The organism is Arthrobacter sp. 'calajunan' (genome assembly GCF_046940185.1).
Lineage (GTDB): Bacteria > Actinomycetota > Actinomycetes > Actinomycetales > Micrococcaceae > Glutamicibacter > Glutamicibacter soli.
In genome coordinates, this window is record NZ_JBKZDY010000005.1 from 289634 (window position 1) to 312866 (window position 23233).

General features: G+C 65.0%; 25 protein-coding genes. 9 read left to right on the forward strand and 16 right to left on the reverse strand.

The annotated features are described in order from the left end of the window. Nucleotides 1–3 precede the first annotated feature (3 nt). The 8 genes from paaE to RF641_RS10575 all read right to left on the reverse strand — a co-directional run bounded on the left by paaE (nucleotide 4) and on the right by RF641_RS10575 (nucleotide 6824). Entirely contained in the window at nucleotides 4–1164 is a 1161-nt protein-coding gene (gene paaE, locus RF641_RS10540) for a 1,2-phenylacetyl-CoA epoxidase subunit PaaE (protein WP_047119786.1), read from the reverse strand. Continuing rightward, entirely contained in the window at nucleotides 1161–1658 is a 498-nt protein-coding gene (paaD, locus tag RF641_RS10545) for a 1,2-phenylacetyl-CoA epoxidase subunit PaaD (RefSeq protein WP_047119787.1), read from the reverse strand. Before paaD ends, paaE begins: the two co-directional genes overlap by 4 nt. Nucleotides 1659–1698: 40 nt before the next feature. Continuing rightward, nucleotides 1699–2559: a 1,2-phenylacetyl-CoA epoxidase subunit PaaC gene (gene paaC / locus RF641_RS10550; RefSeq protein ID WP_424573125.1), complete on the reverse strand. Its 861-nt coding sequence runs from the start codon at nucleotides 2557–2559 to the stop codon at nucleotides 1699–1701. Then, nucleotides 2556–2846, reverse strand: a complete 291-nt coding sequence (gene paaB, locus RF641_RS10555; protein ID WP_047119789.1) for a 1,2-phenylacetyl-CoA epoxidase subunit PaaB — start codon at nucleotides 2844–2846, stop codon at nucleotides 2556–2558. Before paaB ends, paaC begins: the two co-directional genes overlap by 4 nt. Before the next feature lies 1 nt (nucleotide 2847). After that, entirely contained in the window at nucleotides 2848–3834 is a 987-nt protein-coding gene (gene paaA / locus RF641_RS10560; RefSeq protein ID WP_047119790.1) for a 1,2-phenylacetyl-CoA epoxidase subunit PaaA, read from the reverse strand. Nucleotides 3835–4017: 183 nt separating this feature from the next. After that, the gene (locus RF641_RS10565; RefSeq protein WP_082344811.1) at nucleotides 4018–4464 is read right to left on the reverse strand and encodes a DoxX family protein; all 447 of its coding nucleotides are present in this window, start codon (nucleotides 4462–4464) and stop codon (nucleotides 4018–4020) included. 213 nt (nucleotides 4465–4677) lie between these two features. Further along, nucleotides 4678–5415, reverse strand: a complete 738-nt coding sequence (locus RF641_RS10570; RefSeq protein WP_047120861.1) for an amino acid ABC transporter ATP-binding protein — start codon at nucleotides 5413–5415, stop codon at nucleotides 4678–4680. A gap of 14 nt (nucleotides 5416–5429) precedes the next feature. After that, nucleotides 5430–6824 (reverse strand): amino acid ABC transporter substrate-binding protein/permease, encoded by a 1395-nt coding sequence (locus RF641_RS10575; protein WP_082124069.1) that lies wholly within the window; start codon nucleotides 6822–6824, stop codon nucleotides 5430–5432. 275 nt (nucleotides 6825–7099) lie between these two features. Here RF641_RS10575 and RF641_RS10580 point away from each other — a divergent pair, with 275 nt between their 5' ends. The 6 genes from RF641_RS10580 (at nucleotide 7100) to RF641_RS10605 (ending at nucleotide 13791) form a co-directional block, all read left to right on the forward strand. Next, a complete protein-coding gene (locus RF641_RS10580; protein WP_047119791.1) occupies nucleotides 7100–9259 on the forward strand; it encodes a S9 family peptidase in 2160 nt (719 codons plus the stop codon). Nucleotides 9260–9283: 24 nt separating this feature from the next. Then, entirely contained in the window at nucleotides 9284–10297 is a 1014-nt protein-coding gene (locus RF641_RS10585; RefSeq protein ID WP_424573126.1) for a GNAT family N-acetyltransferase, read from the forward strand. A gap of 116 nt (nucleotides 10298–10413) precedes the next feature. Next, nucleotides 10414–10860 (forward strand): hydroxyphenylacetyl-CoA thioesterase PaaI, encoded by a 447-nt coding sequence (gene paaI, locus RF641_RS10590; protein ID WP_047119792.1) that lies wholly within the window; start codon nucleotides 10414–10416, stop codon nucleotides 10858–10860. A 33-nt stretch (nucleotides 10861–10893) separates the two neighbouring features. Further along, the gene (locus tag RF641_RS10595) at nucleotides 10894–12213 is read left to right on the forward strand and encodes a phenylacetate--CoA ligase family protein (protein WP_053798573.1); all 1320 of its coding nucleotides are present in this window, start codon (nucleotides 10894–10896) and stop codon (nucleotides 12211–12213) included. A 32-nt stretch (nucleotides 12214–12245) separates the two neighbouring features. Beyond that, a complete protein-coding gene (locus RF641_RS10600) occupies nucleotides 12246–12875 on the forward strand; it encodes a TetR/AcrR family transcriptional regulator (RefSeq protein WP_053798574.1) in 630 nt (209 codons plus the stop codon). Between the two features lie 190 nt (nucleotides 12876–13065). Then, complete coding sequence (locus tag RF641_RS10605) at nucleotides 13066–13791, forward strand: nicotinamide mononucleotide transporter (RefSeq protein WP_424573127.1); 726 nt, start codon at nucleotides 13066–13068, stop codon at nucleotides 13789–13791. 84 nt (nucleotides 13792–13875) lie between these two features. Here RF641_RS10605 and paaZ read toward each other — a convergent pair whose 3' ends face one another. Beyond that, complete coding sequence (gene paaZ / locus RF641_RS10610) at nucleotides 13876–15999, reverse strand: phenylacetic acid degradation bifunctional protein PaaZ (RefSeq protein ID WP_424573128.1); 2124 nt, start codon at nucleotides 15997–15999, stop codon at nucleotides 13876–13878. A 91-nt stretch (nucleotides 16000–16090) separates the two neighbouring features. Between paaZ and RF641_RS10615 the strand changes: the two genes are divergently transcribed. Continuing rightward, nucleotides 16091–16519 (forward strand): hotdog fold thioesterase, encoded by a 429-nt coding sequence (locus tag RF641_RS10615; protein ID WP_424573129.1) that lies wholly within the window; start codon nucleotides 16091–16093, stop codon nucleotides 16517–16519. A gap of 229 nt (nucleotides 16520–16748) precedes the next feature. Here RF641_RS10615 and RF641_RS10620 read toward each other — a convergent pair whose 3' ends face one another. From RF641_RS10620 to RF641_RS10635, 4 genes are all read right to left on the reverse strand, one after another. Next, nucleotides 16749–16955: a hypothetical protein gene (locus RF641_RS10620; protein ID WP_047119798.1), complete on the reverse strand. Its 207-nt coding sequence runs from the start codon at nucleotides 16953–16955 to the stop codon at nucleotides 16749–16751. Between the two features lie 12 nt (nucleotides 16956–16967). Continuing rightward, a complete protein-coding gene (locus RF641_RS10625) occupies nucleotides 16968–17537 on the reverse strand; it encodes a hypothetical protein (protein ID WP_424573130.1) in 570 nt (189 codons plus the stop codon). 102 nt (nucleotides 17538–17639) lie between these two features. Next, on the reverse strand, nucleotides 17640–18008 hold the full coding sequence (locus tag RF641_RS10630) for a VOC family protein (RefSeq protein ID WP_424573131.1): 369 nt from the start codon (nucleotides 18006–18008) through the stop codon (nucleotides 17640–17642). Between the two features lie 31 nt (nucleotides 18009–18039). Continuing rightward, nucleotides 18040–18768 carry a tyrosine-protein phosphatase gene (locus RF641_RS10635; RefSeq protein WP_053798579.1) on the reverse strand — a complete coding sequence of 243 codons (729 nt, stop codon included), beginning with the start codon at nucleotides 18766–18768 and terminating at the stop codon, nucleotides 18040–18042. Nucleotides 18769–18905: 137 nt separating this feature from the next. On the opposite strand from RF641_RS10635, the gene RF641_RS10640 reads away from it, so the two are divergent. Further along, nucleotides 18906–19811 (forward strand): serine protein kinase RIO, encoded by a 906-nt coding sequence (locus tag RF641_RS10640; RefSeq protein ID WP_424573132.1) that lies wholly within the window; start codon nucleotides 18906–18908, stop codon nucleotides 19809–19811. Between the two features lie 81 nt (nucleotides 19812–19892). Here the strand turns inward: RF641_RS10640 and RF641_RS10645 are convergent, their stop codons facing one another. After that, nucleotides 19893–20507 (reverse strand): acetate uptake transporter, encoded by a 615-nt coding sequence (locus RF641_RS10645; RefSeq protein ID WP_424573133.1) that lies wholly within the window; start codon nucleotides 20505–20507, stop codon nucleotides 19893–19895. Nucleotides 20508–20631: 124 nt separating this feature from the next. On the opposite strand from RF641_RS10645, the gene RF641_RS10650 reads away from it, so the two are divergent. Next, nucleotides 20632–21489 carry a LuxR C-terminal-related transcriptional regulator gene (locus RF641_RS10650; protein WP_424573134.1) on the forward strand — a complete coding sequence of 286 codons (858 nt, stop codon included), beginning with the start codon at nucleotides 20632–20634 and terminating at the stop codon, nucleotides 21487–21489. 70 nt (nucleotides 21490–21559) lie between these two features. Here RF641_RS10650 and RF641_RS10655 read toward each other — a convergent pair whose 3' ends face one another. Both RF641_RS10655 and RF641_RS10660 read right to left on the reverse strand, forming a co-directional pair. Further along, on the reverse strand, nucleotides 21560–22432 hold the full coding sequence (locus RF641_RS10655; protein ID WP_047119802.1) for a 3-hydroxyacyl-CoA dehydrogenase family protein: 873 nt from the start codon (nucleotides 22430–22432) through the stop codon (nucleotides 21560–21562). A gap of 2 nt (nucleotides 22433–22434) precedes the next feature. Then, the gene (locus tag RF641_RS10660; RefSeq protein WP_047119803.1) at nucleotides 22435–23229 is read right to left on the reverse strand and encodes an enoyl-CoA hydratase/isomerase family protein; all 795 of its coding nucleotides are present in this window, start codon (nucleotides 23227–23229) and stop codon (nucleotides 22435–22437) included. Between the last annotated feature and the right edge of the window lie 4 nt (nucleotides 23230–23233).

Genomic DNA, 23233 nt, shown 5'->3' on the forward strand with positions numbered 1-23233 from the left:
TTTCTAGGCGTCAAAGTCGACGCTGAGCTTTTCGGTGGTCGGGTGCGACTGGCACGTCAGCACGTAGCCGGCCTCGACCTCGTCAGGCTCCAGCGCGTAGTTCTCCGCCATGGTGACGGTGCCGCTGGTGACCTTGGCGCGGCAGGTGCCGCACACGCCGCCGGCGCAGGCGAACGGAACGTCCGGGCGGACGCGCAGCGCCGCGTTCAGCACGGTCTCGTTGGCGCGTACCGGCGACTTGACCTCGCCCTGCAGGCCGTCGAGGGTGAAGCTGATCTCGTAGCTGTCCTCGTCTTCTTCGACGTTGACCGGGCGGCCGATATGGCCCTGGGGCTTGGTCGGCTCGCCGGTGGAGAACAGCTCGAAGCGGACCTTCTCGGCCGGGATCTCCATGCCGGTCAGCTGGTCGCGGACCAGCTGCACCAGCTCGAACGGTCCGCACAGGAACCATTCGTCGACGCTCGGCGCCTGAACCACGGTCTCAAGCAGCGTGGACAGCTTGTCCGCGTCGATGCGCCCGGAGAGCAGCGGGGAGATGCGCTGTTCGCGGCTGAGCACGTGGTGCAGGGCCAGTCGGGACGGGTAGCGGTCCTTCAGGTCCGCCAACTCCTCCAGGAACATCACGTCCATGGCTGCCTTGTTCGCGTAGATCAGGTCGAAGCGGGTGTTCTCGTTCGCGGCCAGGATGGTGCGGGCGATGGCGAGCACCGGGGTGATGCCCGAGCCTGCGGCCACCGCGACGAAGCGGTCCTGGTCAGCGGTGTCGATCTTGGACGGATCATTGATCTCGGTCAGGCGGTGCTTGGAGATGAAGGCGCCGGCAGGGCTCATCACGTCCATCTGGTCGCCTGCGGCCAGGTTTTCGTTGGCCCAGGTGGAGAACAAGCCGCCCAGGTCGCGCTTGATGGCGACCTTGATCTCGCTGCCGGTTGGCTCGGCGCAGATCGAGTAGGAACGGCGCAGCTCGTGCAGCTCGCCTTCCGCGTTCGGGATCTCCTTGCGCAGCGCCACGTACTGGCCCGCCACGTAGTCGTATTCCTCGCTCAGTTCCTCGGGAATCGCGAAGGTGACCTCGATGGAGTCCTTGGTCAGGCGGCGGACGTTGGAGACGGTCAGCCGGTGGAAGGAGGCACGGCGACGAGTTGGTGTGGTTTGGTCGGTCATGAGAGCACCTTGAAGTAGTCGAAGGGTTCCAGGCAGTCTTTGCAGGTGTAGAGCGCCTTGCAGGAAGTTGAGCCGAAGCGCGCCAGCTCGCGGGTGTTCAGCGAATGGCAGCGCGGGCACTTGACGCTCATGCCGAGCGTCACGCGTCCGGCATGGCCCCGCCCGGTGGGCGGGGCGATGCCGTAGGCTTCCAGCTTGGCCTTGCCGCTCTCGGTCATCCAGTCGGTCGACCAGGCGGGGGTGAGCACCAAACGGATGTCGACCTGTTCATGGCCTGCCTCCTGGAAGACCCTGTGCAGGTCCTCGGTGATGACGTCCATGGCCGGGCAGCCCGAATAGGTCGGGGTGATGACCACGTGGACCGCGCCGTCCTCGTCCTGCTGGACTTCACGCAGGATGCCGAGGTCGGCGATGGTCAGCACGGGAATCTCCGGATCCGTGACCTTCGAGGCGATGGCGAACAGATCTTCGGTGTTGGCGATCAGGTTGCTCAAGACTGCTCCCCCTTAGCGGGCGAAAGGGTTGGTGTGGTGGCTACCAGCTTGCACCGGGGTGCTTGCGGGCAAGGACTTGCATTTCAGCCAGGATGAATCCGAGGTGCTCGGAGTGCTCTCCGCCGCGGCCGTTGGCCATGGCCTGGCCGGTCTTCGGGATTTCCAGGCCGGATTCTGCCAGGACGGCGTTGATTTCCTTGTCCCAGGCTTCGCGCAGCGAAGACGGAAGCACTGCAATGCCGTCCAGCTTGCGGTGCAGCTCCAGGTCCTGGAACATCTCGTCGACGTATGGCCAGAGGATTTCCAGCGCGTGGCGCATCTTGGCGGCCGATTCCTCGGTGCCAAGGCCCAGGCGGATGGTCCACTGGATGGCGTGGTCGCGGTGGTAGTCGACTTCCTTGACTGCCTTGGCGCAGATCGCGGCCAGGGTCTCGTCTGCGGATTCGGTCAGCTTGGAGTACAGCAGGTGCTGGAAGACCGAGACGATCAGCTGGCGGATGATGGTCACGCCGAAGTGGCCGTTGGGCTGCTCGACGATCCACAGCGAGGTGAAGTCGTCTTCTTCGCGCCAGTAGGCCAGGTCGTCTTCGGTCTTGTCCCAGGCCAGGCCGGCGTAGGTCAGGAACGAACGGGCGTGTCCGAGCACGTCCAGGGCGATGTTGCCCAGGGCGATGTCCTCTTCCAGCTCAGGTGCGCGGGAGATCCAGTGCGACAGGCGCTGGGCCAGGATCAGTGCGTCGTCGCCCAGGGTCAGTGCGTAGCGTGCAACGTCTTCGCTCGGCTTGGCACCGCCCACGGCGATGTCTTCCGGACGCAGCGCGTTGCCCGGGGTGACGCGGGTGGCCGAGGCCAGCGCGTCGCCGAAGCTGTCGAGCTCGGCATCGAGTTCGTCGTGGTTCACAGGTGCTTCACTCCCTCGCTGGCCTTGTAATAGGTCGCGTGGCGGTAGTCCTTGCCCTGCGGGGATTCGAAGAAAGCGTCCTTCTCATCCGGATCGGAGCTGATGATGTCCTCGGACTTCACAACCCACAGGGACACGCCTTCATTGCGGCGGGTGTACAGGTCGCGGGCGTTGCGCACTGCCATCTGGGCATCCGGAGCGTGCAGCGAACCTGCGTGGACGTGCGAGAGTCCACGGGAGGAACGAACGAATACTTCCCACAGGGGCCAATTGTTCTGTTGGCTCATGTTAGGCAACCTCACTTTGTACTTGCTTGGCGGCGTATGCTGCGGCGGCTTCGCGAACCCAGGCACCCTCGCGGTGGGCTTCGCGGCGGCGCTCCATGCGCTGCGCGTTGACTGGGCCGTTGCCCTTGATTACTGCCATGAACTCATCCCAGTTCAGATCCTTGTGGATCCACTGCTTGGTCTCTTCGTCGTACCGCAGTTCGGGATCCGGCAGGGTCAGTCCGAGGACCTTGACCTGCTCGGCGATCATGCCGACGAAACGCTGGCGCAGTTCGTCATTGGAGAAACGCTTGATGTTCCAGGCCATGGACTGCTTGGAGTTCGGGGACTGCTCGTCCGGTGGGCCGAACATCATCAGCGCAGGCTCGTAGAAGCGGTTGACGGCATCCTGGGCCATCTTCTTCTGAGCTTCGCTGCCGCGGGACAGCGAGAGCAGGATCTCGAAGCCCTGGCGCTGGTGGAAGGACTCTTCCTTGCAGACTCGGACCATGGCGCGGCCGTACGGGCCATAGGATGCGCGGCACAGCGGCACCTGGTTGGCGATGGCCGCACCGTCCACGAGCCAGCCGATGGCGCCCATGTCGGCCCAGGAACGTGCCGGGTAGTTGAAGATCGAGGAGTACTTGGCGCGTCCGGTCAGCAGCTGGTCGTTCAGCTCGTCGCGGTCGGTGCCGAGGGTTTCGGCCGCGGAGTACAGGTACAGTCCGTGCCCTGCCTCGTCCTGGACCTTGGCCATGAGGATCGACTTGCGCTTCAGCGACGGCGCGCGGGTGATCCAGTTGGCCTCAGGCTGCATGCCGATGATCTCGGAGTGCGCGTGCTGGGAAACCTGGCGAGTCAAGGTCTTGCGGTAGGCATCCGGCATCCAGTCGCGTGGCTCAATACGCGAATCCTTGCCGATCAGGGCGTCAAAACGCGCCTGCGACTGCTCTTCTTCGTAGCTTGGGACGGCACTCAGTCCCGGCTCCTGCGGTGTGGTCGGGGCCATGGGTTCACCTCACTGAAAACTATTTACATACTGACCGTTCGTTCAGTATGTCAGAGTGGGTTCGGTCACGTCAACATCACCACCGAAACCGGCATCACGCAAGCACCCCAGGCCAGCCAATCGTCCGCTTAAATGCCCGGGCACCCGAAAGATGCTCTTTCGGGTGCCGGGCTTGACTATCTCCTAGGCGTTCGACATCGACCCGACCGGGGCCGTCCGGCCGAAGACCAGACGGTCCACCGAATAGGAGCCCGGGCCGGCCAAGGCCAGAGCCGCGGCAGCGGCAGCCAAGATGGCCACCAGCTCATATCCTCCGTTGTCGACAAAAATGCCGGCAGGAAGGTGGACCAGGAACAGCGCACCGAGCATATCCAGGGCCAGCAGCCCCGCGGCGACACGGGTCACCACCCCGAGGACCAACGCGATGCCGCCGGCGAGTTCAAGGGTGGCCACGGCGGGAGCCACCATCGAGGCCAGCGGGACGCCCATTTGCTCGAAGGAGGCGGTAGCCCCATCGAGGGTGTACTGGAAAAACTTCTGCCAGCCATGGGCGGCCAGGATAATGCCGAGCACGACGCGCAGCATCAGCAGGGCGGCGGAGGTCATCGGCGGGTTGTTTCGGGTGGTCATGTCATTCTCCATCGGCGGATCTTCGGGGATGAGCGGCTTCGCAACAACTCGGGATCAACCCTAGACTTAAAACTTGAAGCTTCAATGATAATTTTCTATGTTGTTCCTGTGGATTGACCCGCACATGGCAAAACCGCCCGGAAATGAACAATTTTTTTGTTCATTTCCGGGCGGCCTGCGGAATAAAGCGTCGCGACTACGGACGCTGCGTCGCTACAGCACCTTGGACAGGAAATCCTGGGTGCGGGCCTGCTGCGGGTTGCCGAAGAGGTCCTCCGGCTTGCCCTGCTCGCAGACCACGCCGTCGGCCATGAAGACCACGCGGTCGGCGACTTCACGGGCGAAGCCCATCTCGTGGGTCACCAGCACCATGGTCATGCCCGAGTCGGCCAACTCCTTGATCACCTGGAGCACCTCCCCGACCATTTCAGGGTCCAGCGCGCTGGTGGCCTCGTCGAAAAGCATGATGCCCGGGGACATGGCCAGCGCGCGGGCGATGGCCACTCGCTGCTTCTGGCCGCCGGAGAGCGAGGCCGGGCGGGCATCGGCCTTCTCCTTCAGCCCCACGCGCTCCAGCAGCTCCAGCGCCTTGGCGCGGGCCTCGGTGCGGTTCATCTTCTTCAGCTCCACCGGGGCCAGCATGATGTTCTCGGCCACCGACATGTGCGGGAAGAGGTTGAAGTGCTGGAAAACCATACCCACGTGGCGGCGAACCTCGTTGATGTCCACCTTCGGGTCGGTCACGTCGAAGCCGTCGACAACCACCGTGCCGGAGGTGATGTCCTCCAGCTTGTTCAGGCAGCGCAGCAGCGTGGACTTGCCCGAGCCCGACGGGCCGATCACGCACAACACCTCGCCCTCGCGGATCTCCAGGTCGATGCCCTGGAGCACGTTGTTGGATCCGAAGGACTTGTGCAGGTCGGTGACCTGGATCTTTACCTGCGAGTTCATCTCGCTTGCGGTGCTCACTTGTTGAACCTCTTATCGGCATAGTTGGCCAGCTTGGTCAGGGCCATGATGGCGACGAAGTAGATGACGCCCACGATCAGCAGGGTCTCGGTGACGCGGAAGTTCGCCGCGTAGATCTGCTGACCCTGGTAGAGCAGTTCGGCGAAGCCGATGGCCAGCAGCAGCGAGGAGTCCTTCAGGCTGATGATCAGCTGGTTGATCAGCGACGGGGTCATCATCTTGAAGGCCTGCGGGATCACGACCTTCTGCATGGACTTGCCGTAGCCCAGGCCCAGCGAGCGGGCGGCTTCCAGCTGTCCCGGATCCACCGACTGGATGCCGCCGCGCACGATCTCGGCCACGTAGGCGCCGGCGTTCAGCGACAGGGTGAGGATGCCGGCGGTCCAGACGCTGATGTCCCATCCGGTCAGCTGCGGCAGGCCGAAGTAGAACATGAACGCCCACAGCAGCAGGGGGGTGCCGCGGAAGATGTTCACGAAGGTGGTGGCGATGCCGCGCAGCACGATGTTGCCGGAGATCTTGAAGAAGCCGAAGATCAGGCCCAGCGCCATGGCGATCGCGAAGGAGATGGCGGTGACGCCCAGCGTATTGCCCAGACCGGTCATCAGCGCGGGGAACGACTTGACCGCCAGGTCGAAGAAGTTGCCAGGAGTGCTGGCGGTGGGGTCGGCCAGGTACTTGTCCAGGATCTTCTGGTATTCGCCGTTGGCCTTCAGCTCGGCCAGGCCGTCGTTGAAGGCGGCCAGCAGCGCGGTGTTCTCGCCCTTGTTCACGGCGAAGCCGTAGGAGCCGCCGGGCACCTTGTCGGTGACGGTCTTCAGGCCGTTGCCCTGCGCGATGCCGTAGGCCAGCACCGGGTAGTCGTCGAAGACGGCGACGGCGGAGCCGGCCTTGACCGACTCGTACATGGTGGCCGACTGGTCAAGGGACTTGACGGTGAAGCCGTACTGCTCGGCAATCGACTTCGCGTAGGTCTCGCCTTCGGAACCGGTCTTGGCGACAACGGTCTTGCCCTTGAGGTCCTCGTAGCCCTTGATGGCCTCGTCGTCCTTGGCCACCGCCATCTGCACGCCGGACTCGAAGTACGGCTCGGAGAAGTCGTAGATCTGCTTGCGTTCGTCGGTGATCGACATGCCGGCGATGACGCCGTCGACCTGGTTGGCGGACAGCGCGGCCAGCGCCGCGCTGAAGCCCAGCGAGCGGACTTCGACCTGGAAGCCCTCGTCCTCGGCGATGGCATGGAGGATGTCCATGTCGATGCCCGTCAGCTCGCCGTTCTGGCGGAACTCGAACGGGGCGAAGGTGGTGTCGGTGCCGATGACGTAGGTCTGGCCTTCGACGCTGTCGGCGCCTTGGGCCATGGACGCCGGGGCTCCGACCACCAGCGCCATCAGACCGATGGCCACGCCGGCGATCCACCGGGCAAGGCGACCTGTCCGGGTCGGTGTGTGTTTATTTTTCACTTATCTCAATCGCTTTCTCATGCTGTAGGGGCGAGTAACCCATGGGGCAGATTGATTCACTCTGCTTGCTAGCCTATGGCCAATGCGCGCATGTCGAAACCTTTTCCGCCCAACCGAGCGCGTCAGCGCACGAGGCCCTGAAGGCTGTCCGCGCTGAGCTTAGCGGCCTGCCAAACAGCGGACCGGTGGGATTGAATAGGTATATGACTCCAGAACCGCTTACCGCCAGCGCGCCGATCGCCGCGAAGAATCCAGTCACCCGCACCTTCCACGGGGACACCTTCACCGATGACTACGAATGGATGCGCGAGAAGACCAGCGAGCAGGTCCTGGACCACCTGAAGGCTGAAAACGCCTACACCGACGCGGTCACTGCCGACCAGGAGCCGCTGCGCCAGGCCATCTTCGACGAGATCAAGGCCCGCACCGTGGAGACCGACCTGTCGGTGCCCACCCGGCGCCGGGGCTGGTGGTACTTCACCCGCTCGGTCGAGGGCAAGCCCTACACCATCCAGTGCCGCGTCGCAGCGGAGCAGACCGGGGACCCGCGAGCCGACTGGACCCCGCCGGTCATCGACCCGGAAACCGCGCTGGAGGCCGAGCAGGTGCTGCTCGACGGCAACCAGCTGGCCGAGGGACAGAGCTTCTTCGCACTGGGCGGCATGGCCCTGAACGAGGAAAGCAACCTGCTGGCCTACTGCATCGACACCGCAGGCGACGAGCGCTTCACCCTCTACGTCAAGGACCTGGCCACCGGCCAGCTGCTGCCCGACGTCATCGAGGGCGTGTTCTACGGGTTGGCGTTCTCCCCCGATTCCTCGACGGTCTTCTACGTCGTGGTGGACGAGACCTGGCGCCCGCACCAGATCAAGGCCCACGTGCTGGGCACCGATCCCGCCACGGACACCGTCCTCTACCAGGAAGACGACCCGGGCATGTGGCTGGGCTTCGATTTGAGCACCGATCGGACCAAGCTGCTGATCTCCAGCGGCAACTCCGAATACTCGGAGACCAGCGTGCTGGATCTAACTGATCCGGCGGCCCAGGTGCGGCTGCTGGTGCCGCGCTCGCTGCGCCTGCTGCACGGGGTGGACCTGCTGCCCGGGACCGACGGCGCGGCAGTCATCACCCACGATTTCCAGGCGCCGAACAACATGGTGTCGATGGCCGGACTCGACCAGCTCGGCGAGCAGACCGAGCCCGCGCAGTGGCGCACGGTCATCGAGCACCAGCAGACCGTGAAGATCGAGGGCACCGTGCTGACCGGCACGCACCTGGTGCTCTCGGTGCGCCGCGACACCTGCGAGCGCGTCCAGCTCATCGCCCTGGACGGGCTGGGCACCGCCGCGCAGCAGGCGGCCCTGGAGCCGGCCTTCGAGGACGAGCTGTTCACCGCCTCCCCGACCTTCGCCTCGCTGGAAGCTCCGCTGATCCGCATCGGCTACACCGCGGACTTCACCCCCGCCCGCGTGTACGACCTGTGGCTCGAGGACCAGTCGCTGGTGCTGCGCAAGCAGACCCCGGTGAACAACTACGACGCCGCGGACTACCTGTCCACCCGCGAATGGGCCGTGGCGGCCGACGGCACGCGCATCCCGCTGACCATCATGCGCCGCGCGGACCTGGACACCTCGGTGCCCAACCCGGTGCTCATCTACGGCTACGGCTCCTACGAGGCGTCCATGGATCCGGGCTTCGGCATCCCGCGGCTGAGCGTGCTGGACCGCGGGGTCGTGTTCGTCATCGCCCATGTGCGCGGCGGTGGCGAGCTGGGCCGCGACTGGTACCTGCAGGGCAAGAAGCTGCACAAGAAGAACACCTTCACCGATTTCATCGACGCCACCAAGTACCTGCTGGACTCCGGGTGGGCCGACCCGCAGCGCCTGGTGGCGCTGGGCGGTTCGGCCGGCGGCCTGCTGATGGGCGCCATCGCGAACATGGCCCCGCAGCTGTACACCGCGATCGTGGCGCAGGTGCCGTTCGTGGACGCGCTGACCTCGATCCTGGATCCCGAGCTGCCGCTGTCCGCGCTGGAATGGGAGGAATGGGGCAACCCGATCGAGGACAAGGAAGTCTACGACTACATGAAGTCCTACTCCCCCTACGAGAACGTCACCGCGCAGTCCTACCCGAAGATCGCGGCGGTCACCTCGCTGAACGACACGCGTGTGCTCTACGTGGAGCCGGCCAAGTGGGTGGCCAAGCTGCGCGAGCTGAACACCGGAGAGCAGCCGATCGTGCTGAAGACCGAGATGGAAGGCGGCCACGGCGGCGCCTCGGGCCGCTACGAGTCGTGGAAGTCCCGCGCCTGGGACTACGCATTCATCTTGGACGCGCTGGGCTGCCGCGAGATCGTGAAGTAGACACCCACCACCGGAAAGACTGCCATGCGCCACATCCAGATCTCCGAGTACCGCCAGGATCCCGCCGTGCGCGAGCTGCTGGCGCTGGCCGCCGACCCGGTGGACGAGCCGGCCCTGCAGGTACTGATCGATGACTGCCGGCAGCTGCAGGTCCTGGCAGCCTTCGGCGCGGACGGCGGCCCGGTGGCGCTGGCAGCCTACCGGCTGGGCGACGAATACAGCCTGTGCATCGAGTACCTCGCCGTGCTCGGGACGCACCAGCGCCGGGGCCTGGCCTCGGCACTGGTGAGCCGGCTGCAGGAACTGCACGGCCGCTGCATCTGGGCCACCACCGACGCGGATGCGGTGGACTTCTACCGCGCGCTGGGCTTCCTCATCAGCGACAGCGCTGCGGATCCACGCTGGCCTGCGGCGCGCAGGCACCTGTGCACGCTGCCCTACGCTCCGCTGCTCGGCCTCCAGCCGACCTCGGACCCGGGCTACGAGGATGTCGATGGCGCACCCTCGCGCGGACTCATCGAGCTGGCCCCGGCGGATCCGCGCTGGCCTGGGGACTTCGAGAAGATCCGCGCGGCGCTGTCCGCAGCGCTGGGGTCCAGCGCCCTGGCCATCGAGCACACCGGCTCCACCTCGGTGCCGGGATTGCCGGCCAAGCCGCTGATCGACGTGGCCCTGCTGGTTCCCGATGCCGATGATGAAGGGCGGTACGTCCCGCAGCTGCGCGCGGCGGGCATGGTCTTCTGGCACCGGGAACCTGGCTGGTACAAGCACCGCATGTTCAAGCCCGGGGCCGGCACCGGGCTGGCGGCCGGCAACATCCATGTCTTCAGTCCCGGCAGCCCGGAGTTCCTGCGTATGGTCCTCTTCCACGACCACCTGCGCGGCCACCGCGCGGACCGCGAGGCCTACGCCGCGGCCAAACGCGAGGCGGCCAGCCAGCTGGCGGCGACGCACGGGGCACAGGGGCTGGTGATGGACTACAACCGGATCAAGGAGCCTTTCATCCTTGACCTCCACCGACGGATTTTCGGCAGCTAAGACTTTTCCCCGCGATAGCCAGCCATTCGCAGACGATTCACCACCAGAACTTGACTTGCCTCACATTTTGTTATTACCTAATGATCGTTCGGTAAATAATTCGGCGAAGGAAGTCCATGAGCGAAACACAGGTCGAGAAACCTCTTCCGCACGCAATTCTCGAGAATGACTATGCCACGCAGTGGATGGGCATCGAGGTTGTCGAGGTCTCCGACGGCAAGGCCGTCATCACCATGGAGCTGAAACGGGAGATGCTCAACGGCTTCGGCATCGCCCACGGCGGAATGATCTTCGCCCTTGCCGATACCGCTTTCGCACTGAGCTGCAACCCTCCCGAGGGGTCGGAGGACACGATCACAGTCGCCTCCGGAGTGGACATCAATTTCCTCAAGCCGGGCATCCCCGGACGCTTGTTGACCGCATCAGCACGCCGGGTCTCCCAGCAGGGCCGCAGCGGACTCTACGACATCACCGTCACCCAGCCGGGCCGCGACGGAGCCACCGAAACGGTGGCCGAGTTCCGCGGGCGCTCACGAACCGTCCCAAAGCCCAAGAGCCGCTAGACCTTTCCGCCACCACCACACGAAAGTACGAGCATGTCACAGAATATCGATCGCGACAGCCTGCCGAATCCGCTGGATGCAGAAGAGACCATGAGCCGTGATCAGATCGAATCGATCCAGCTCACCCGCCTGAAGGAAACCCTGCACCTGGCCTACGACAAGGTGCCGTACTACAAGGAAAAGTACGACGCAGCCGGTGTGCACCCGAACGACCTGAAGGAACTGGATGATCTGAAGATTTTCCCGTTCACCGAGAAGGAAGACCTGCGCAAGACCTACCCGTTCGGCATGTTCGCCGTGCCGCAGCACGAGGTCGCCCGCATCCACGCTTCCTCGGGCACCACAGGCCGCGCCACCGTGGTCGGCTACACCCAGCAGGACCTGGACGACTGGGCCAAGCTCGGTGCCCGATGCCTGCGCCTGTCCGGCGTCAAGCCGGGCTGGAAGGTGCATAACGCCTACGGCTACGGCCTGTTCACCGGTGGCATGGGCGCCCACGCCGCGGCCGAGCGCCTGGGCACCACCGTGATCCCGATGTCCGGCGGCCAGACCGAGAAGCAGATCACCCTGATCAAGGACTTCGCCCCGGATGCCATCCTGTGCACCCCGACCTACCTGCTGACCATTGGCGACGCCATGCAGCGCCAGGGCCTCGACCCGCGCGACACCTCGCTGAAGGTCGCCGTGCTCGGCGCCGAGCCGTGGACCGAGGAAATGCGCCACGAGCTGGAAGAGATGTTCGGCATCGACGCCTGCGACATCTACGGCCTGTCCGAGGTCATGGGCCCAGGCGTGGCCGGCGAATCACGCGAGCGCAAGGACGGCAGCCACATCTGGGAGGACCATTTCCGCCCGGAGATCCTGGACGCCTACGACCCGACGAAGGTGCTGCCGGACGGCGAGCACGGCGAGCTGGTCTTCACCTCGCTGACCAAGCAGGCGCTGCCGATCATCCGCTACCGCACCCACGACCTGACCCGTCTGATGCCGGGCACCGCGCGTCCGGGCCACCGCCGCATGGGCCGCATCACCGGCCGCAGCGACGACATGATCATCCTGCGCGGCGTGAACCTGTTCCCGAGCCAGATCGAGGAACTGATCTTGAAGGTGCCGGCCCTCTCCGCGCATTTCCAACTCGTGCTCACCCGTCCTGACCGCATGGACCAGCTGGCCGTCAAGGTCGAGCGCCGTTCGGATGCCTCGGCCGAGGACGCGGCCGACGCCGCCAAGACCCTCGCCAAGCTGATCAAGATCCATGTGGGTTCCTCCTGTGCCATCGACGTGGTGGATCCGGAGACTCTTGAACGCTCCATGGGCAAGCTCAAGCGCATTTACGACCTGCGCAACAGCTAGCCGTCACGGAGACGTGAAATAATCGAGGAATTATGCAGACAACCCCAGCAGTGACCCCACCGGTCAAACGCGGCCGTCCCGGTTACGACCAGGAAACCGTGCTCCAGACCGCCGTCGAGGCGTTCAACGAGTACGGCTACGATGCAACCTCGATGGGCAAGCTCGCCGACCGGCTGGGCATCAGCAAGTCGGCGATCTACCACCACGTCCCCTCCAAGGAGGATCTGCTGCGCCTGGCGCTGGACGAGGCGCTGATCCCGCTGGAATCCATGATCGAGCAGGTGCACGGGCATGAGGGAAACGCCGACGAGCGCCTGGAATTCTTCCTGCGCTCCACGGTGCGCATCCTGATCGCCAAGCGTTCCTACGTGACCTTGCTGCTGCGCCTGCGCGGGAACACGGAGCTTGAGCGCGCCGCGCTGCAGCGCCGACGCCAGATGGACCGCGAACTCTCGCAGTTGGTGACCTTGGCGCAGCGCGAGGGTCAGCTGCGCGAGGACCTGGAGCCTCGCGCCACCGCCCGCCTGCTGTTCGGCATGATCAACTCGGTGGTGGATTGGTACCGCCTGGACGGCGTGATCGATGCGGTGACCTTGGAGAACCAGGCGATTTCGCTGCTGTTCAACGGCCTGCATGCGCTGCCCAAGGACCAGACCTCCTGAACCCCGGCGCTATCGGCCCCGGTTCGCCCTGCGGGGCGGGCCGGGGCCTTTGCCGTGCATCGAGGTGCACCGGGTTCCTGCGGACCGGACTGGCTGCCGCGCTTGTGTTCCTCACAGGATTCACAGCTAGCATCGTAGGGGTGCGTTTTGCGCCCGCGCAGCCGTATACAACTCAACACAAAGAAGCATCGTGGAATCAATTATTGATAGTCTCTTCCAGCTGTCCTTGAGCACCAGCTCTGGCGTGCAGATCCTGCTGTTCGCGATCAGCGCCCTGTTCGTGGTCATCGCCGCGTTGCTGCTGGCGCACCGCAACGACCTGGGCTGGTGGGCCCTGATCATGGCGGTATTCTCCGGACCGACCATCAGCGCCATGAAGTACGACCTGTACGCGCTGTTCTACGGCGTCCCGCTGCTTCTGCTGGCGATCTTCGGACTGTGGCGCTTCTCCCGATTCGAGCTCAAGGGCAAGTTCATCCGCATGGTGACCCGCACCCAGCTCACCGTGACCTCAGTGGTCGGCCTGCTGGCCGGCATCATCCTGCTGGTGGCCCTGCACTTCAACGTCTTCCTGTTCAACGGCAGCTACCTGAGCGCCACCCCGGAAGTCTGGGCCATGTACGTTTCCGACGCAGTGATCTTCGCGTCCTTCGTGCTGATCGCCCGCGGCGTGCGCAGTGGCTGGCTGCTGCTGGCCGCCGGCGCGATCTCCTATGTCGTGGTGTATTTCCTGGTCAGCCCGATGCTGGGCATGTTGGGCCTGTACGTGTTCACCGCCCTGGCGGCACTGTACGGCTGGTATCAGTGGCGAGCGCTGCCCGAGGCCTCGCAGCCGGAACCGACCCAGGAAGAGATCGCCCTGGAAGCAGCCGCCAAGGCCGCCTTGGACAAGCTGAACTCCGCAGACGACAAGTAAATACTTCCCGGAACAACACCACGCCGGCCTTCGAGAATTCTCGAAGGCCGGCGTGGTGTTTATGGCGCTACCGCGGAGCGGGGCTCAGCCCTGCCAGTTGGCGTAGGTGGAATCGGTCTTCTCCACCAGGGTCAGCACGTCGTAGGTGGCCACGATCTCGTCGTTCTGGTTGTGCAGCACGGCGTCCCAGGCGACCTCTCCGTACTCGTCGGTCACGCGTGGGGTGATCTTCTTGGCGGTCAGGGTCACGCGGATCGAGTCCCCGGCACCGACCGGGGTGATGAAGCGCAGGCTCTCCAAGCCGTAGTTGGCCAGCACGGGTCCCGGAGCGGGCTCCACGAACAGCCCCGCGGCCCAGGAGACCAGCAAGTAGCCGTGCGCCACGATGCCCGGGAAGAACGGGTTGGCTTCGGCGGCCTTCGCGTCGGTGTGCGCGTAGAAGGTATCGCCGGTTTCATTCGCGAACGCGGTGATTTCCTCGAGGCTCACCTCGCGCAGGTCCGAAACGAAGCCGTCGCCGATCTTCAGCTCGGCCAGCGACTTGCGGAACGGGTGCACGTTCGAGGCCTGGCCGCCGAACTTCTCGCAGCCGGCCAGCGACTGGGCCGCGCCGGTGTGCCACACGCCGGTCAGGGCAGTGAGCATGTTCGGGGAGCCCTGCACCGCGGTGCGCTGCATGTGGTGCTTGACCGAGCGCACGCCGCCCAGTTCCTCGCCGCCGCCGGCGCGGCCCGGGCCGCCGTGGACCAGGTGCGGCACCGGCGAGCCGTGGCCCGTGGTGCTGCGCGCGGTTTCGCGGTTCAGGATGTGCACGCGGCCGTGGTGGCCTGCAATGCCCAGCGAGAGCTGGCGCATGGCTTCGGCGTCATTGGTGCAGACGGTGGCGACCAGCGAGCCGGCGCCCAGCGCGGCCAGGGCCACAGCCTCGTCCACGGTGTCGTAGCCGACCACGGAGCTGACCGGGCCGAAGGCTTCGCGGGAGTGCAGGATCGGGTTGCGGGCGTCGTCCCAGCGCAGCACCATCGGGGCCATGAAGGCGCCCTGCTCGGCCACTGCGTCGGTGTCCGGGGCCACGCGGACCTTTGGCGCGTCCAGCGCGCCGTAGGCCAGCTCGCCGCCGGCGGCCAGCATATCCTCGACCGCGGCGCGCACGTCGCGCAGCTGGTCAAGGGAGGCCAGCGCGCCCATGGTCACGCCTTCGACGCGCGGGTCGCCGACGACCACGCGCTCGTCGATGCGCTTGCCGATGGCTGCGATGACCGCGTCCACCTGGCTGGCCGGAACGATGTTGCGGCGGATGGCGGTGCACTTCTGGCCAGCCTTGGTAGTCATCTCGTTGACGACGACCTTGATGAAGGCGTCGAACTCCGGGGTGCCTTCCACTGCGTCAGGGCCAAGGATGGCGGCGTTCAGCGAGTCGGTCTCGGCGCTGAAGCGTACGCCACCGTCGATGACGTTCGGATGGGCCTTCAGCTTGCTGGCGGTGGCCGCCGAGCCGGTGAAGGCGAACATGTCGCGGTAGTCCAGGTGGTCCATCAGGTCGCGGGCCGAGCCGGAGAGCAGCTGCAGCGAGCCGTCCGGCAGCAGGCCGGAGTCGAGCATCAGGCGCACCACGGCTTCGGTCAGGTAGCCGGTCGGGGTGGCCGGCTTGACGATGGTCGGCACGCCGGCGATGAAGGCCGGGGCGAACTTCTCCAGCATTCCCCAGACCGGGAAGTTGAAGGCGTTGACCTGGACCACAACACCGGTCAGCGCGGTGTAGATGTGGGTGCCCAGGAACGAGCCGTCCTTGCTCAACGGCTCGGTCGGGCCGTCGAGGATGACATTGCTGTTGGGCAGTTCGCGGCGGCCCTTGCCGGAGAAGGTGAACAGCACGCCGATGCCGCCATCGATGTCCACCATGGAGTCGATTTTGGTGGCGCCGGTCTTGTAGGAGATCTCGTAGAGGTCCTTGCGGTGCTCGTTGAGGTGCAGGGCCAGCTCCTTGAGCTTCAGCGCACGCTCATGCAGCGAGAGCTTGGCCAGTTCGCGCTGGCCGGTGGTGCGGCCGTAGGCTACGGCGCCGGCCACATCGAGGCGGTCCTTGGTGACGGTGGCGAGCAGTTCGCCGGTGTTGGCATCAAGTACTTCGGTGCCTCCCTCGGCTGCTGGGGTCTGCCATTGACCGGCAATGAAACTTGGGACTACACCAATCTGGGCTGTCGTCATCGACGCAATTCCTTCCTGAACGGTCGGTCAGTATTAGTGTTAACCATAACAGCAATGACGTGATCGACGACACCCGTAAAGGACCGTGAAAATGACCGACGTACAGCACCAGGCCCGGAACCTCGAACCGTGGACGATTGAGCTGGGCGAATTGGACCGCAAGATGGGTGTGCGCATCATCGAGGAGTCCGTGGACAAGGTGGTGGCCACCATGCCGGTGGAAGGCAACACCCAGTCCTTCGGGCTGCTGCACGGCGGCGCCTCGCTGGCAGTGGGTGAAGCGGTGGGCTCCTGGGCCGCCGTGAAATTCGCCTCGACCTTCGGCAAGGTCGTGGTGGGAGTCGACGTCAACGCGACGCACCACCGCTCGGCCACCGAAGGGCTGGTCACCATCACGGCCACGCCGATCAAGCTGGGCCGGCGCATGACCAGCCACGAAGTGCTCATCACCGACGAGCAGCAGCGCCGCATCTGCACCCTGCGCATCACCAACCTGGTGGTGGATAAGCCCAAACACTAGGCTCCTGCGCTCGGTTTACGCCGAGACAAGGAAAGAACGGCTGGCTGCTCCGGGAAACGGAATCCCACGAACAAGCGGGCTCGCCATCGGCGGGCCCGCTTTCAGATGAAATCCGCGTGGAGTCCCAACACCTCAAGTTTTCCGAAGAGCAACAAGATCACCTAGGAATGGCGCGGAATATTTCCGCGGAGACTCTGGATTTCATCCCTTCTGCAAACCGCGGTGGAAACTACCCATCCACAACTCGGCCGAGGTGCTCGGGCAAGCGAATTTGGGAAAGCTCAATGACTGACTCGGACGTCTTGCGACCCAATCGGCGATCAAGCGCAACCTTAAGCTTGGCTGCCTCGATTTCCTCGCCCAGCACCCTGAAGACTTCTTCGGCGTTATTGGGGTCGTAAGTCCGCGCCCTAGGTGCGGTTGCCGGCTCCGACATGTTTTCCTCCTTTCACTCTTGGTCCCCATTGTCCCGCTCGGTTGATTTCTGGTCTACAGTTTCTTCCGACGCGGGATCCCCACCCCCGAGAAAACCAAACCTATTGGCATCCTGCAAAAGTAGCTGAATCTTGGATTCAACCAAACCCGTGTTGCCACCCTTCCAAACGGCATCAAGCAATATCTTGTCTGAATCGCTGGTAAGGGGACTGTCTACAAGTTGCTCCAGTACTTCCTTCCCGAACTTTTTCATCGAAGGGTCCCGAGATGTGCTGGCTTCCAGCGCCCATTGGGTTCGCCGCCACCATTCGGAGCGGGACTCATTGGCATTGGACGAGGCGAGAACTTTTCGTTGATGCGCAAGATTCAGCAAAGCAACCACCGCAACTACGGCCGCAGCAAGGAATGCGGCCCACGGAGCCAAGGCTTGCACGACAGTCCAGAAATTCGGCCCACCCGGTTCAAGTGCTTCCAAAGCGACCACGCCTCTGTCAGCGATATCTCTCCAGAATGCCTCGTCGTCTTGGCCCAGAGACACGATCAGATCATCACCGCCGCGCGGGATTGAGTCACCAATGCCCATTTCCCGTGCTCCTTTCTTTACGATCATCCGCCGGTCAGCGAAGCTGATGGATCGAAATAGTGCCATTGATCGTGCTGGATCAAGGCCATGGGTGCCACGTTCCTATGCGGAGGCCCAAACTCCCAGCTCGTTTCCGGAAGGATCGGTGAAATGCAGCCGGCGGCCTCCGGGGAACGGATAGGCAGGCTCGTCGATCCAGCCTCCGGCGGCCGCGATGGCGCGCGCCGTGGCGTCCAGGTTTTCGGAATACAGCAGCACGACGGGCCCGCCGACGGGCCGCGGCTTGTCGGCCAACAGCAGTCCCCCGGACTCCTCCGCAGTAGCTTCCGGCATGAGGATGCCGGCGTATTGGTCGCCGTAGTCGACGAACTTCCAGCCGAAGGCGGCCGCGTAGAAGTCCTTGGCCGCCTGCAGGTCGGTGACGGTCAGTTCAACATAGTTCAAGGCATGATGCCGCAGCTTTCCATCCATGCCCCGAGCCTACAGTTCGATTGCGGCTCTGTCATGGGTTTTCGCGACGTGCCAGCTGTCGCAATGCAGCCAAGCTGCTTTCGCCCACGCCCTGCCCGCGCAAGTAGTCCTCGGCATAGCCGAGCCAGTCGAGGAACTTCTCCAGTTCGGCGGCGCGGCCGCGGATGATCGAGTCCAGCTCGCCGTCCGCCTGGTGGGACTCATAGGGGTGCTTGCGCGGCGAGACCCGATGCCATTCGTTGATGCCGCGCACCGCCGCTTCGTCGTGGGCCAGGATCTCGTCGCGCCGCCCGGCCAAATCCAGCAGCAGCGTTGCCACAAGTCCGGAGCGGTCCCGTCCGGCGGAACAGTGGATCACCGCGCCGCTACGCGTTGCGGCCAGGTTCTCGAAGACCGAGGCCAGATGCCCGCCGAATTCCTCGCAGACCAGCCGGAACATTCCGGTGTGGTTCATGTACGGCACCGCGATCGCCTCGAAGCGCTTGTTGCCCGGGGATTCCAGCGGGAGGTTGAACAGCTCGATGCCCTGCATGCTCAACTCATCCACCACCGGGTCGTGCTCGCGGCGGCTGATCTCCCCCGGGTTGCGCAGGTCGATCACCCGGTCGATACCGTCCGCCTGCAGCTGCCGCCAGCCTTGGGCGGTGAGCCATTCGTGGCGGCCCATGCGGTAGAAGACTCCGCAGATGTGGCGGGCATTGATCGCGCCGTCCCAGTGGACGTCCATCGACTGCTTGCGGTACTCGGGGGCGTGGCTCATGAGTCCATTGCAACACATTCGCCATCTGCTGTAAGGTATTAGTCATTGGCAAATGCCAATGAGTCTATCTAAGGAGGGGTACCGATGAATGTCCGTGACCTTGCTATGCCATCTCCCCTTCTCACCAAGGACTCATTGTGTCTCATTACCCCGGCGGCAACACCGCCTTTTCTCCCCTAGCGCGCAACGGCTATGACGAGGCCGACACCCAGCTGAAAACCCGCCGCGGCCAGCCGACCTGGGACGAAACCACCCAGGACGATCTAATCGAGGGCCAGCGCTACTCCACCTGGCCGTCCATCGAAAAGGGCTGTCGCGGACCGCAGCCCTACCCCTCGTGGCTCATCGAGGACGCCGCGGCCTTGGATACCGAGCTCGGAATCCTCAAAACCGGCAAGGAAGGCGATGTCTTCCTCGTGGAGCGGGCCACCGAAACACGCAGCACGCTGCTGGCGGCCAAACGCTACCGCGGCCGGGAGCACCTGCAGTTCAGCCGTTCGCAGGCCTACAGCGAGGGCCGCTCGGCCCGGCGCTCGCGCGATAACCGCGCGGTGAAAAACAACTCCAGCTACGGCCGCGAGGTGGCGGCCCTGCAGTGGGCGAGCGCCGAGTGGTCCTATCTGCGGCGCTGCCACGAAGCGGGGATCCCGGTCCCCTATCCCGTGCAGATCGACGGCACTGAAATCCTCATGGAATTCATTGCGGACCCGGAGATCCCCCGGGCCGCCGCGCCCCGGCTGCAGCAGATCTCCCGCAACGATCCGCGGCTTCCGGCCCTCTGGGACCAGCTGGCCGACGCCCTGGAGAAGTTCGCCGCGCTGGGCATCGCACACGGCGACCTGTCGGCCTACAACCTGCTGGTTGCGGGCGACCGGCTGGTGGTCATCGATGTGCCGCAATGCGTGGATCTGGCCGGCAACGTGCAGGGCCTGGATTACCTGCACCGCGACTGCGTCAACATGTGCGACTGGTTTACCGCCAAGGGCCTGCCGCGCGACGCCGAGGCGCTGTTCACCTCGCTGCTGGCCAGCATGTTCGCTTAGCCCCAGACGGACGGCAGCCCGCCGACCCGGGATCCTCCGGGTCGGCGGGCTGCCGTTGTTTGCGCTCTGCTCAGCTGCGGGCTACTTGGCCCACATCGGCAGCACCTCGCGCTTCCAAGTGGCGTTGGTGACGACGGCGAAGGAACCGTACGCGGCCAGTGCCGCGGTGACCAGGCCCAGCCAGCCGCCGAGCTCGTGGATCAGCTGGTTGCCGGTGAACGCGCCGATGGTCAGCGCGACGAAGGCGGTGCACAGCACAATGAACACGGTAACCAGGACCCCATTGGTTTTCAGCGAGGCGATGGTCATGTAGATGGTGAAGAGGGTCCACCCCAGCAGGTAGACGCCCATGCCGACGGATCCCACGGCGGCGGCGATTTCAGGGTTGCTCTCGATCCACCAGAAGCCCATCCAGAACATTCCGTAGGAGGTGAAGGCGGTGGCCCCGAAGACGTTGCCCTTGAAGAATTCAATGACGCCGGCAATGATCTGTGCAATGCCGCCGTAGAAGAACGCCAGCGCCAGGACCGCGAAACCGGCCTCGGGAATCAGCCCGGCATTGGCCAGGCTCAGCACGAAGGTGGTCATGGCGAAGGCGCCCAGGCCGAGGGCCGCCGGATCGGCAATAGCGGTCGTGGCGGCTGGCTGTTCGCGCAGCGGCAACTCCAGGTCCGGGCGAGTCAGGGTCGCAGTCATGGGGCACACTCCGATGTGTAGTTGTACGGAACAATCGTCGACCGGTGACCTGCGTCACCAACTCTCCTGCAGGTATCCCAGGGAGGCAGTGAGACGCGTCACTACCATCTAAAGGAGGTAGCAGTTGACCACCGATTCCTTGCCCCAGGTGGCCCTGCTGGAGCGTACGCTGAACACCCTGGCCGCCCGCACCGGCTTCCCCGTGGCCTTCGGCGGCTTCGCGGAATCCGGCGGCACGGTGCTGACAAGTTTCGCCGGCACCCGCACCGGCGCGTTGCGCGGATTGGTGATCCAGCCCGGACAGGGGCTGGGCGGGCTTGCCCTTGCCCGCCGGGAGCTGACGGCCACCGGGGCTTACCACCAGTCCCCCGACATCATCCACAGCTACGACCGGGAGATCGGCGTGGAAGGGATCATCACCCTGCTGGCGATCCCCGTGGTGGTCGACAACCAGGTGCGCGCATTGATCTACGCCGGGCTGCGCGACCGTTCCCAGCTCACGGATGAAACGCTGGCCGCCGCGGCCGGCGAGGCGCGGCGCCTGGCCTGGGAACTGTCGGTCCACGAGGAGACCGAACGTCGTCTGGCGGTGCTGTCCGCCTCGGAGGCCCACGCCACCCACGCCTCGGATCTGGCGTTGAGCCAGGAGGACCTGACAGTGCTGTACACCGAGCTGCGCGACATCGCCCGGCTGATCGAGGATCCGGAATTGGCGCAGCGATTGAGCACCGCGGGATCCATGCTGCGCGCCAGGCAGCCGCGCGAGGTCGCCGGTTCACGCGGCGCGGGCCCGCTGTCGACCCGGGAGCTGGATGTCCTCACCCACTTGGCGCTGGGCAAGCGCAACGCGCTGATCGGTGCGCACCTTGACCTGGCCGAGAGCACGGTCAAGAGCTATATCGCCTCGGCGATGCGCAAGCTGGAGGCGGCCAACCGCTTCGATTTGGTGCTGCGGGCCCGAAGCCGCGGCCTGATTCCCTGAAACGCCCGCCGGATATGCGAAAAGGGCCGCTTGCGCAGCCCTTTCCATCGGTTGTCGTGCTCTTGGGTTCCTACCAGGTGTAGAAGCCCTGTCCGGTCTTGCGGCCCAGCTTGCCCTCGGCCACCAGGTCCTTGAGGATCTGCGGCGGAGCGAAGCGGTCGCCAAGGGTTTCGTGAAGGTATTCGGCAATGCCCAGGCGCACATCCAAGCCCACGATGTCGGTGGTCTTCAGCGGGCCAGTCGGGTGCTTGTAACCCAGCACCATCGCGTTGTCGATGTCCTCGGCGCTGGCCACGCCCTCTTCGACCATGCGCATGGCTTCCAGCGCGATGGCCACGCCCAGGCGGGAGGAGGCGAAGCCCGGGGCGTCGTTGACCACCACTGCGGTCTTGCCCAGCGCGGAGACCCAGCCGCGCGAGGCGTCAACCAGCTGCGGGTTGGTCTGCTTGCCGATGACGACCTCGATCAGCGTGGACGCCGGGACCGGGTTGAAGAAGTGCAGGCCCAGGAAGTTCTGCGGGCGCGCCAGTTTCTCGGCCATGCCGGACACGGACAGCGAGGAGGTGTTGGAGGCCAGCACGGCGTCCTGGGACAGCTCGGCTTCCACCGCCTGCAGCGAGGAGATCTTCAGGTCCCAGATTTCCGGGACGGCTTCGATGACCAGCTGTGCCGAGGCGAAGTCGGCGTAGTTGGTGCTCACGGCGAAGCGCGCCAGCAGCTGCTCGCGGGTTTCGCTGACCGCGCCGCGGGCGATGGATTTGTCCACGGACTCCACCACGCGCTCGTAGGCGCCCTTGGCGGATTCCTCGTCGCGCTCAACCACGGTCACGGCGCTGCCGCTGACCAAAAAGCCGTGGGCGATGCCAGCGCCCATGCGCCCGCCGCCGAGCACGCCCATGGTGGCAGGCAGTGCGCCGTCGATAAAGTTTGTCGCTTCACTCATGCTTACTTCTTCTTTCGGTCTAGGAATGCCTGCATGCGGTCGAACTTGGCCTGGGACTCGAAGAGCATGCCCTGGGCCAGGTTGTCGATGATCGGGTGCACCTCGCGCGGGGTGTGGAAGACCGACTTGCTGATGCGCACTGCCAGCGGGTCCTGCGCGGCGATGCGGTCGGCCAACGCGTCGGCGGCGGCGTCCAGCTCGGCGGCGGGGTGCAGCTCGGTGATCAGCTGGACTTCCAGGCACTGCGCTCCGGTGAGCACCTTGCCGGCCAGCAGGATCTCCTTGGCCAGCGGCTCGCCGACCAGTTCCTTCAGGCGCCAGGTCGCGCCGGCGGCGGCCATGATGCCCAAGTTGGTTTCAGGGTTGCCCATGCGCAGATCCTCGGTGCCGATGCGGAAGTCTGCCGCGTAGGCCAGTTCCGCGCCGCCGCCCAGAGCGAAGCCGTCAAGCGCGGCCACCACGGGCATCGGCAGCTTGGCGATGCGGTCGAAGATGCCGGAGTTGATGCCTGCCAGCGCGTCGTCGCGGCGGCGCTCGCGCAGCTGCGCGATGTCGGCGCCGGAGGCGAAGATGCCCTTGGAGCCGCGCGGTTTTTCCTCGGTCGGCGCGGTGCCGGGGGTGCCGGCCAGGATCATGATCTTCGGGGTGCGCTCAAGGTAGGCGCAGACCGCGTGCAGTTCGTCGACCATGACCTGGTCGATCGCGTTGCGGACCTCGGGGCGGTGCAGGCGCACCCACACGCGGTCATCGGTCTCGGTGATCTGCAAGGTAGTGAAGTCTTCGGGAGTCAGGCTCATGGAG

Excerpts from the sequence above, each read along its gene's own strand:
- paaE (WP_047119786.1), bottom strand. The coding sequence starts at position 1,164 with ATGACCGACCAAACCACACCAACTCGTCGCCGTGCCTCCTTCCACCGG.
- paaB (WP_047119789.1), bottom strand. The coding sequence starts at position 2,846 with ATGAGCCAACAGAACAATTGGCCCCTGTGGGAAGTATTCGTTCGTTCC.
- paaA (WP_047119790.1), bottom strand. The coding sequence starts at position 3,834 with ATGGCCCCGACCACACCGCAGGAGCCGGGACTGAGTGCCGTCCCAAGC.
- RF641_RS10565 (WP_082344811.1), bottom strand. The coding sequence starts at position 4,464 with ATGACCACCCGAAACAACCCGCCGATGACCTCCGCCGCCCTGCTGATG.
- RF641_RS10570 (WP_047120861.1), bottom strand. The coding sequence starts at position 5,415 with ATGAACTCGCAGGTAAAGATCCAGGTCACCGACCTGCACAAGTCCTTC.
- RF641_RS10575 (WP_082124069.1), bottom strand. The coding sequence starts at position 6,824 with ATGGCGCTGGTGGTCGGAGCCCCGGCGTCCATGGCCCAAGGCGCCGAC.
- RF641_RS10580 (WP_047119791.1), top strand. The coding sequence starts at position 7,100 with ATGACTCCAGAACCGCTTACCGCCAGCGCGCCGATCGCCGCGAAGAAT.
- RF641_RS10585 (WP_424573126.1), top strand. The coding sequence starts at position 9,284 with ATGCGCCACATCCAGATCTCCGAGTACCGCCAGGATCCCGCCGTGCGC.
- paaI (WP_047119792.1), top strand. The coding sequence starts at position 10,414 with ATGAGCGAAACACAGGTCGAGAAACCTCTTCCGCACGCAATTCTCGAG.
- RF641_RS10595 (WP_053798573.1), top strand. The coding sequence starts at position 10,894 with ATGTCACAGAATATCGATCGCGACAGCCTGCCGAATCCGCTGGATGCA.
- RF641_RS10600 (WP_053798574.1), top strand. The coding sequence starts at position 12,246 with ATGCAGACAACCCCAGCAGTGACCCCACCGGTCAAACGCGGCCGTCCC.
- paaZ (WP_424573128.1), bottom strand. The coding sequence starts at position 15,999 with ATGACGACAGCCCAGATTGGTGTAGTCCCAAGTTTCATTGCCGGTCAA.
- RF641_RS10615 (WP_424573129.1), top strand. The coding sequence starts at position 16,091 with ATGACCGACGTACAGCACCAGGCCCGGAACCTCGAACCGTGGACGATT.
- RF641_RS10620 (WP_047119798.1), bottom strand. The coding sequence starts at position 16,955 with ATGTCGGAGCCGGCAACCGCACCTAGGGCGCGGACTTACGACCCCAAT.
- RF641_RS10625 (WP_424573130.1), bottom strand. The coding sequence starts at position 17,537 with ATGGGCATTGGTGACTCAATCCCGCGCGGCGGTGATGATCTGATCGTG.
- RF641_RS10630 (WP_424573131.1), bottom strand. The coding sequence starts at position 18,008 with ATGGATGGAAAGCTGCGGCATCATGCCTTGAACTATGTTGAACTGACC.
- RF641_RS10635 (WP_053798579.1), bottom strand. The coding sequence starts at position 18,768 with ATGAGCCACGCCCCCGAGTACCGCAAGCAGTCGATGGACGTCCACTGG.
- RF641_RS10645 (WP_424573133.1), bottom strand. The coding sequence starts at position 20,507 with ATGACTGCGACCCTGACTCGCCCGGACCTGGAGTTGCCGCTGCGCGAA.
- RF641_RS10655 (WP_047119802.1), bottom strand. The coding sequence starts at position 22,432 with ATGAGTGAAGCGACAAACTTTATCGACGGCGCACTGCCTGCCACCATG.
- RF641_RS10660 (WP_047119803.1), bottom strand. The coding sequence starts at position 23,229 with ATGAGCCTGACTCCCGAAGACTTCACTACCTTGCAGATCACCGAGACC.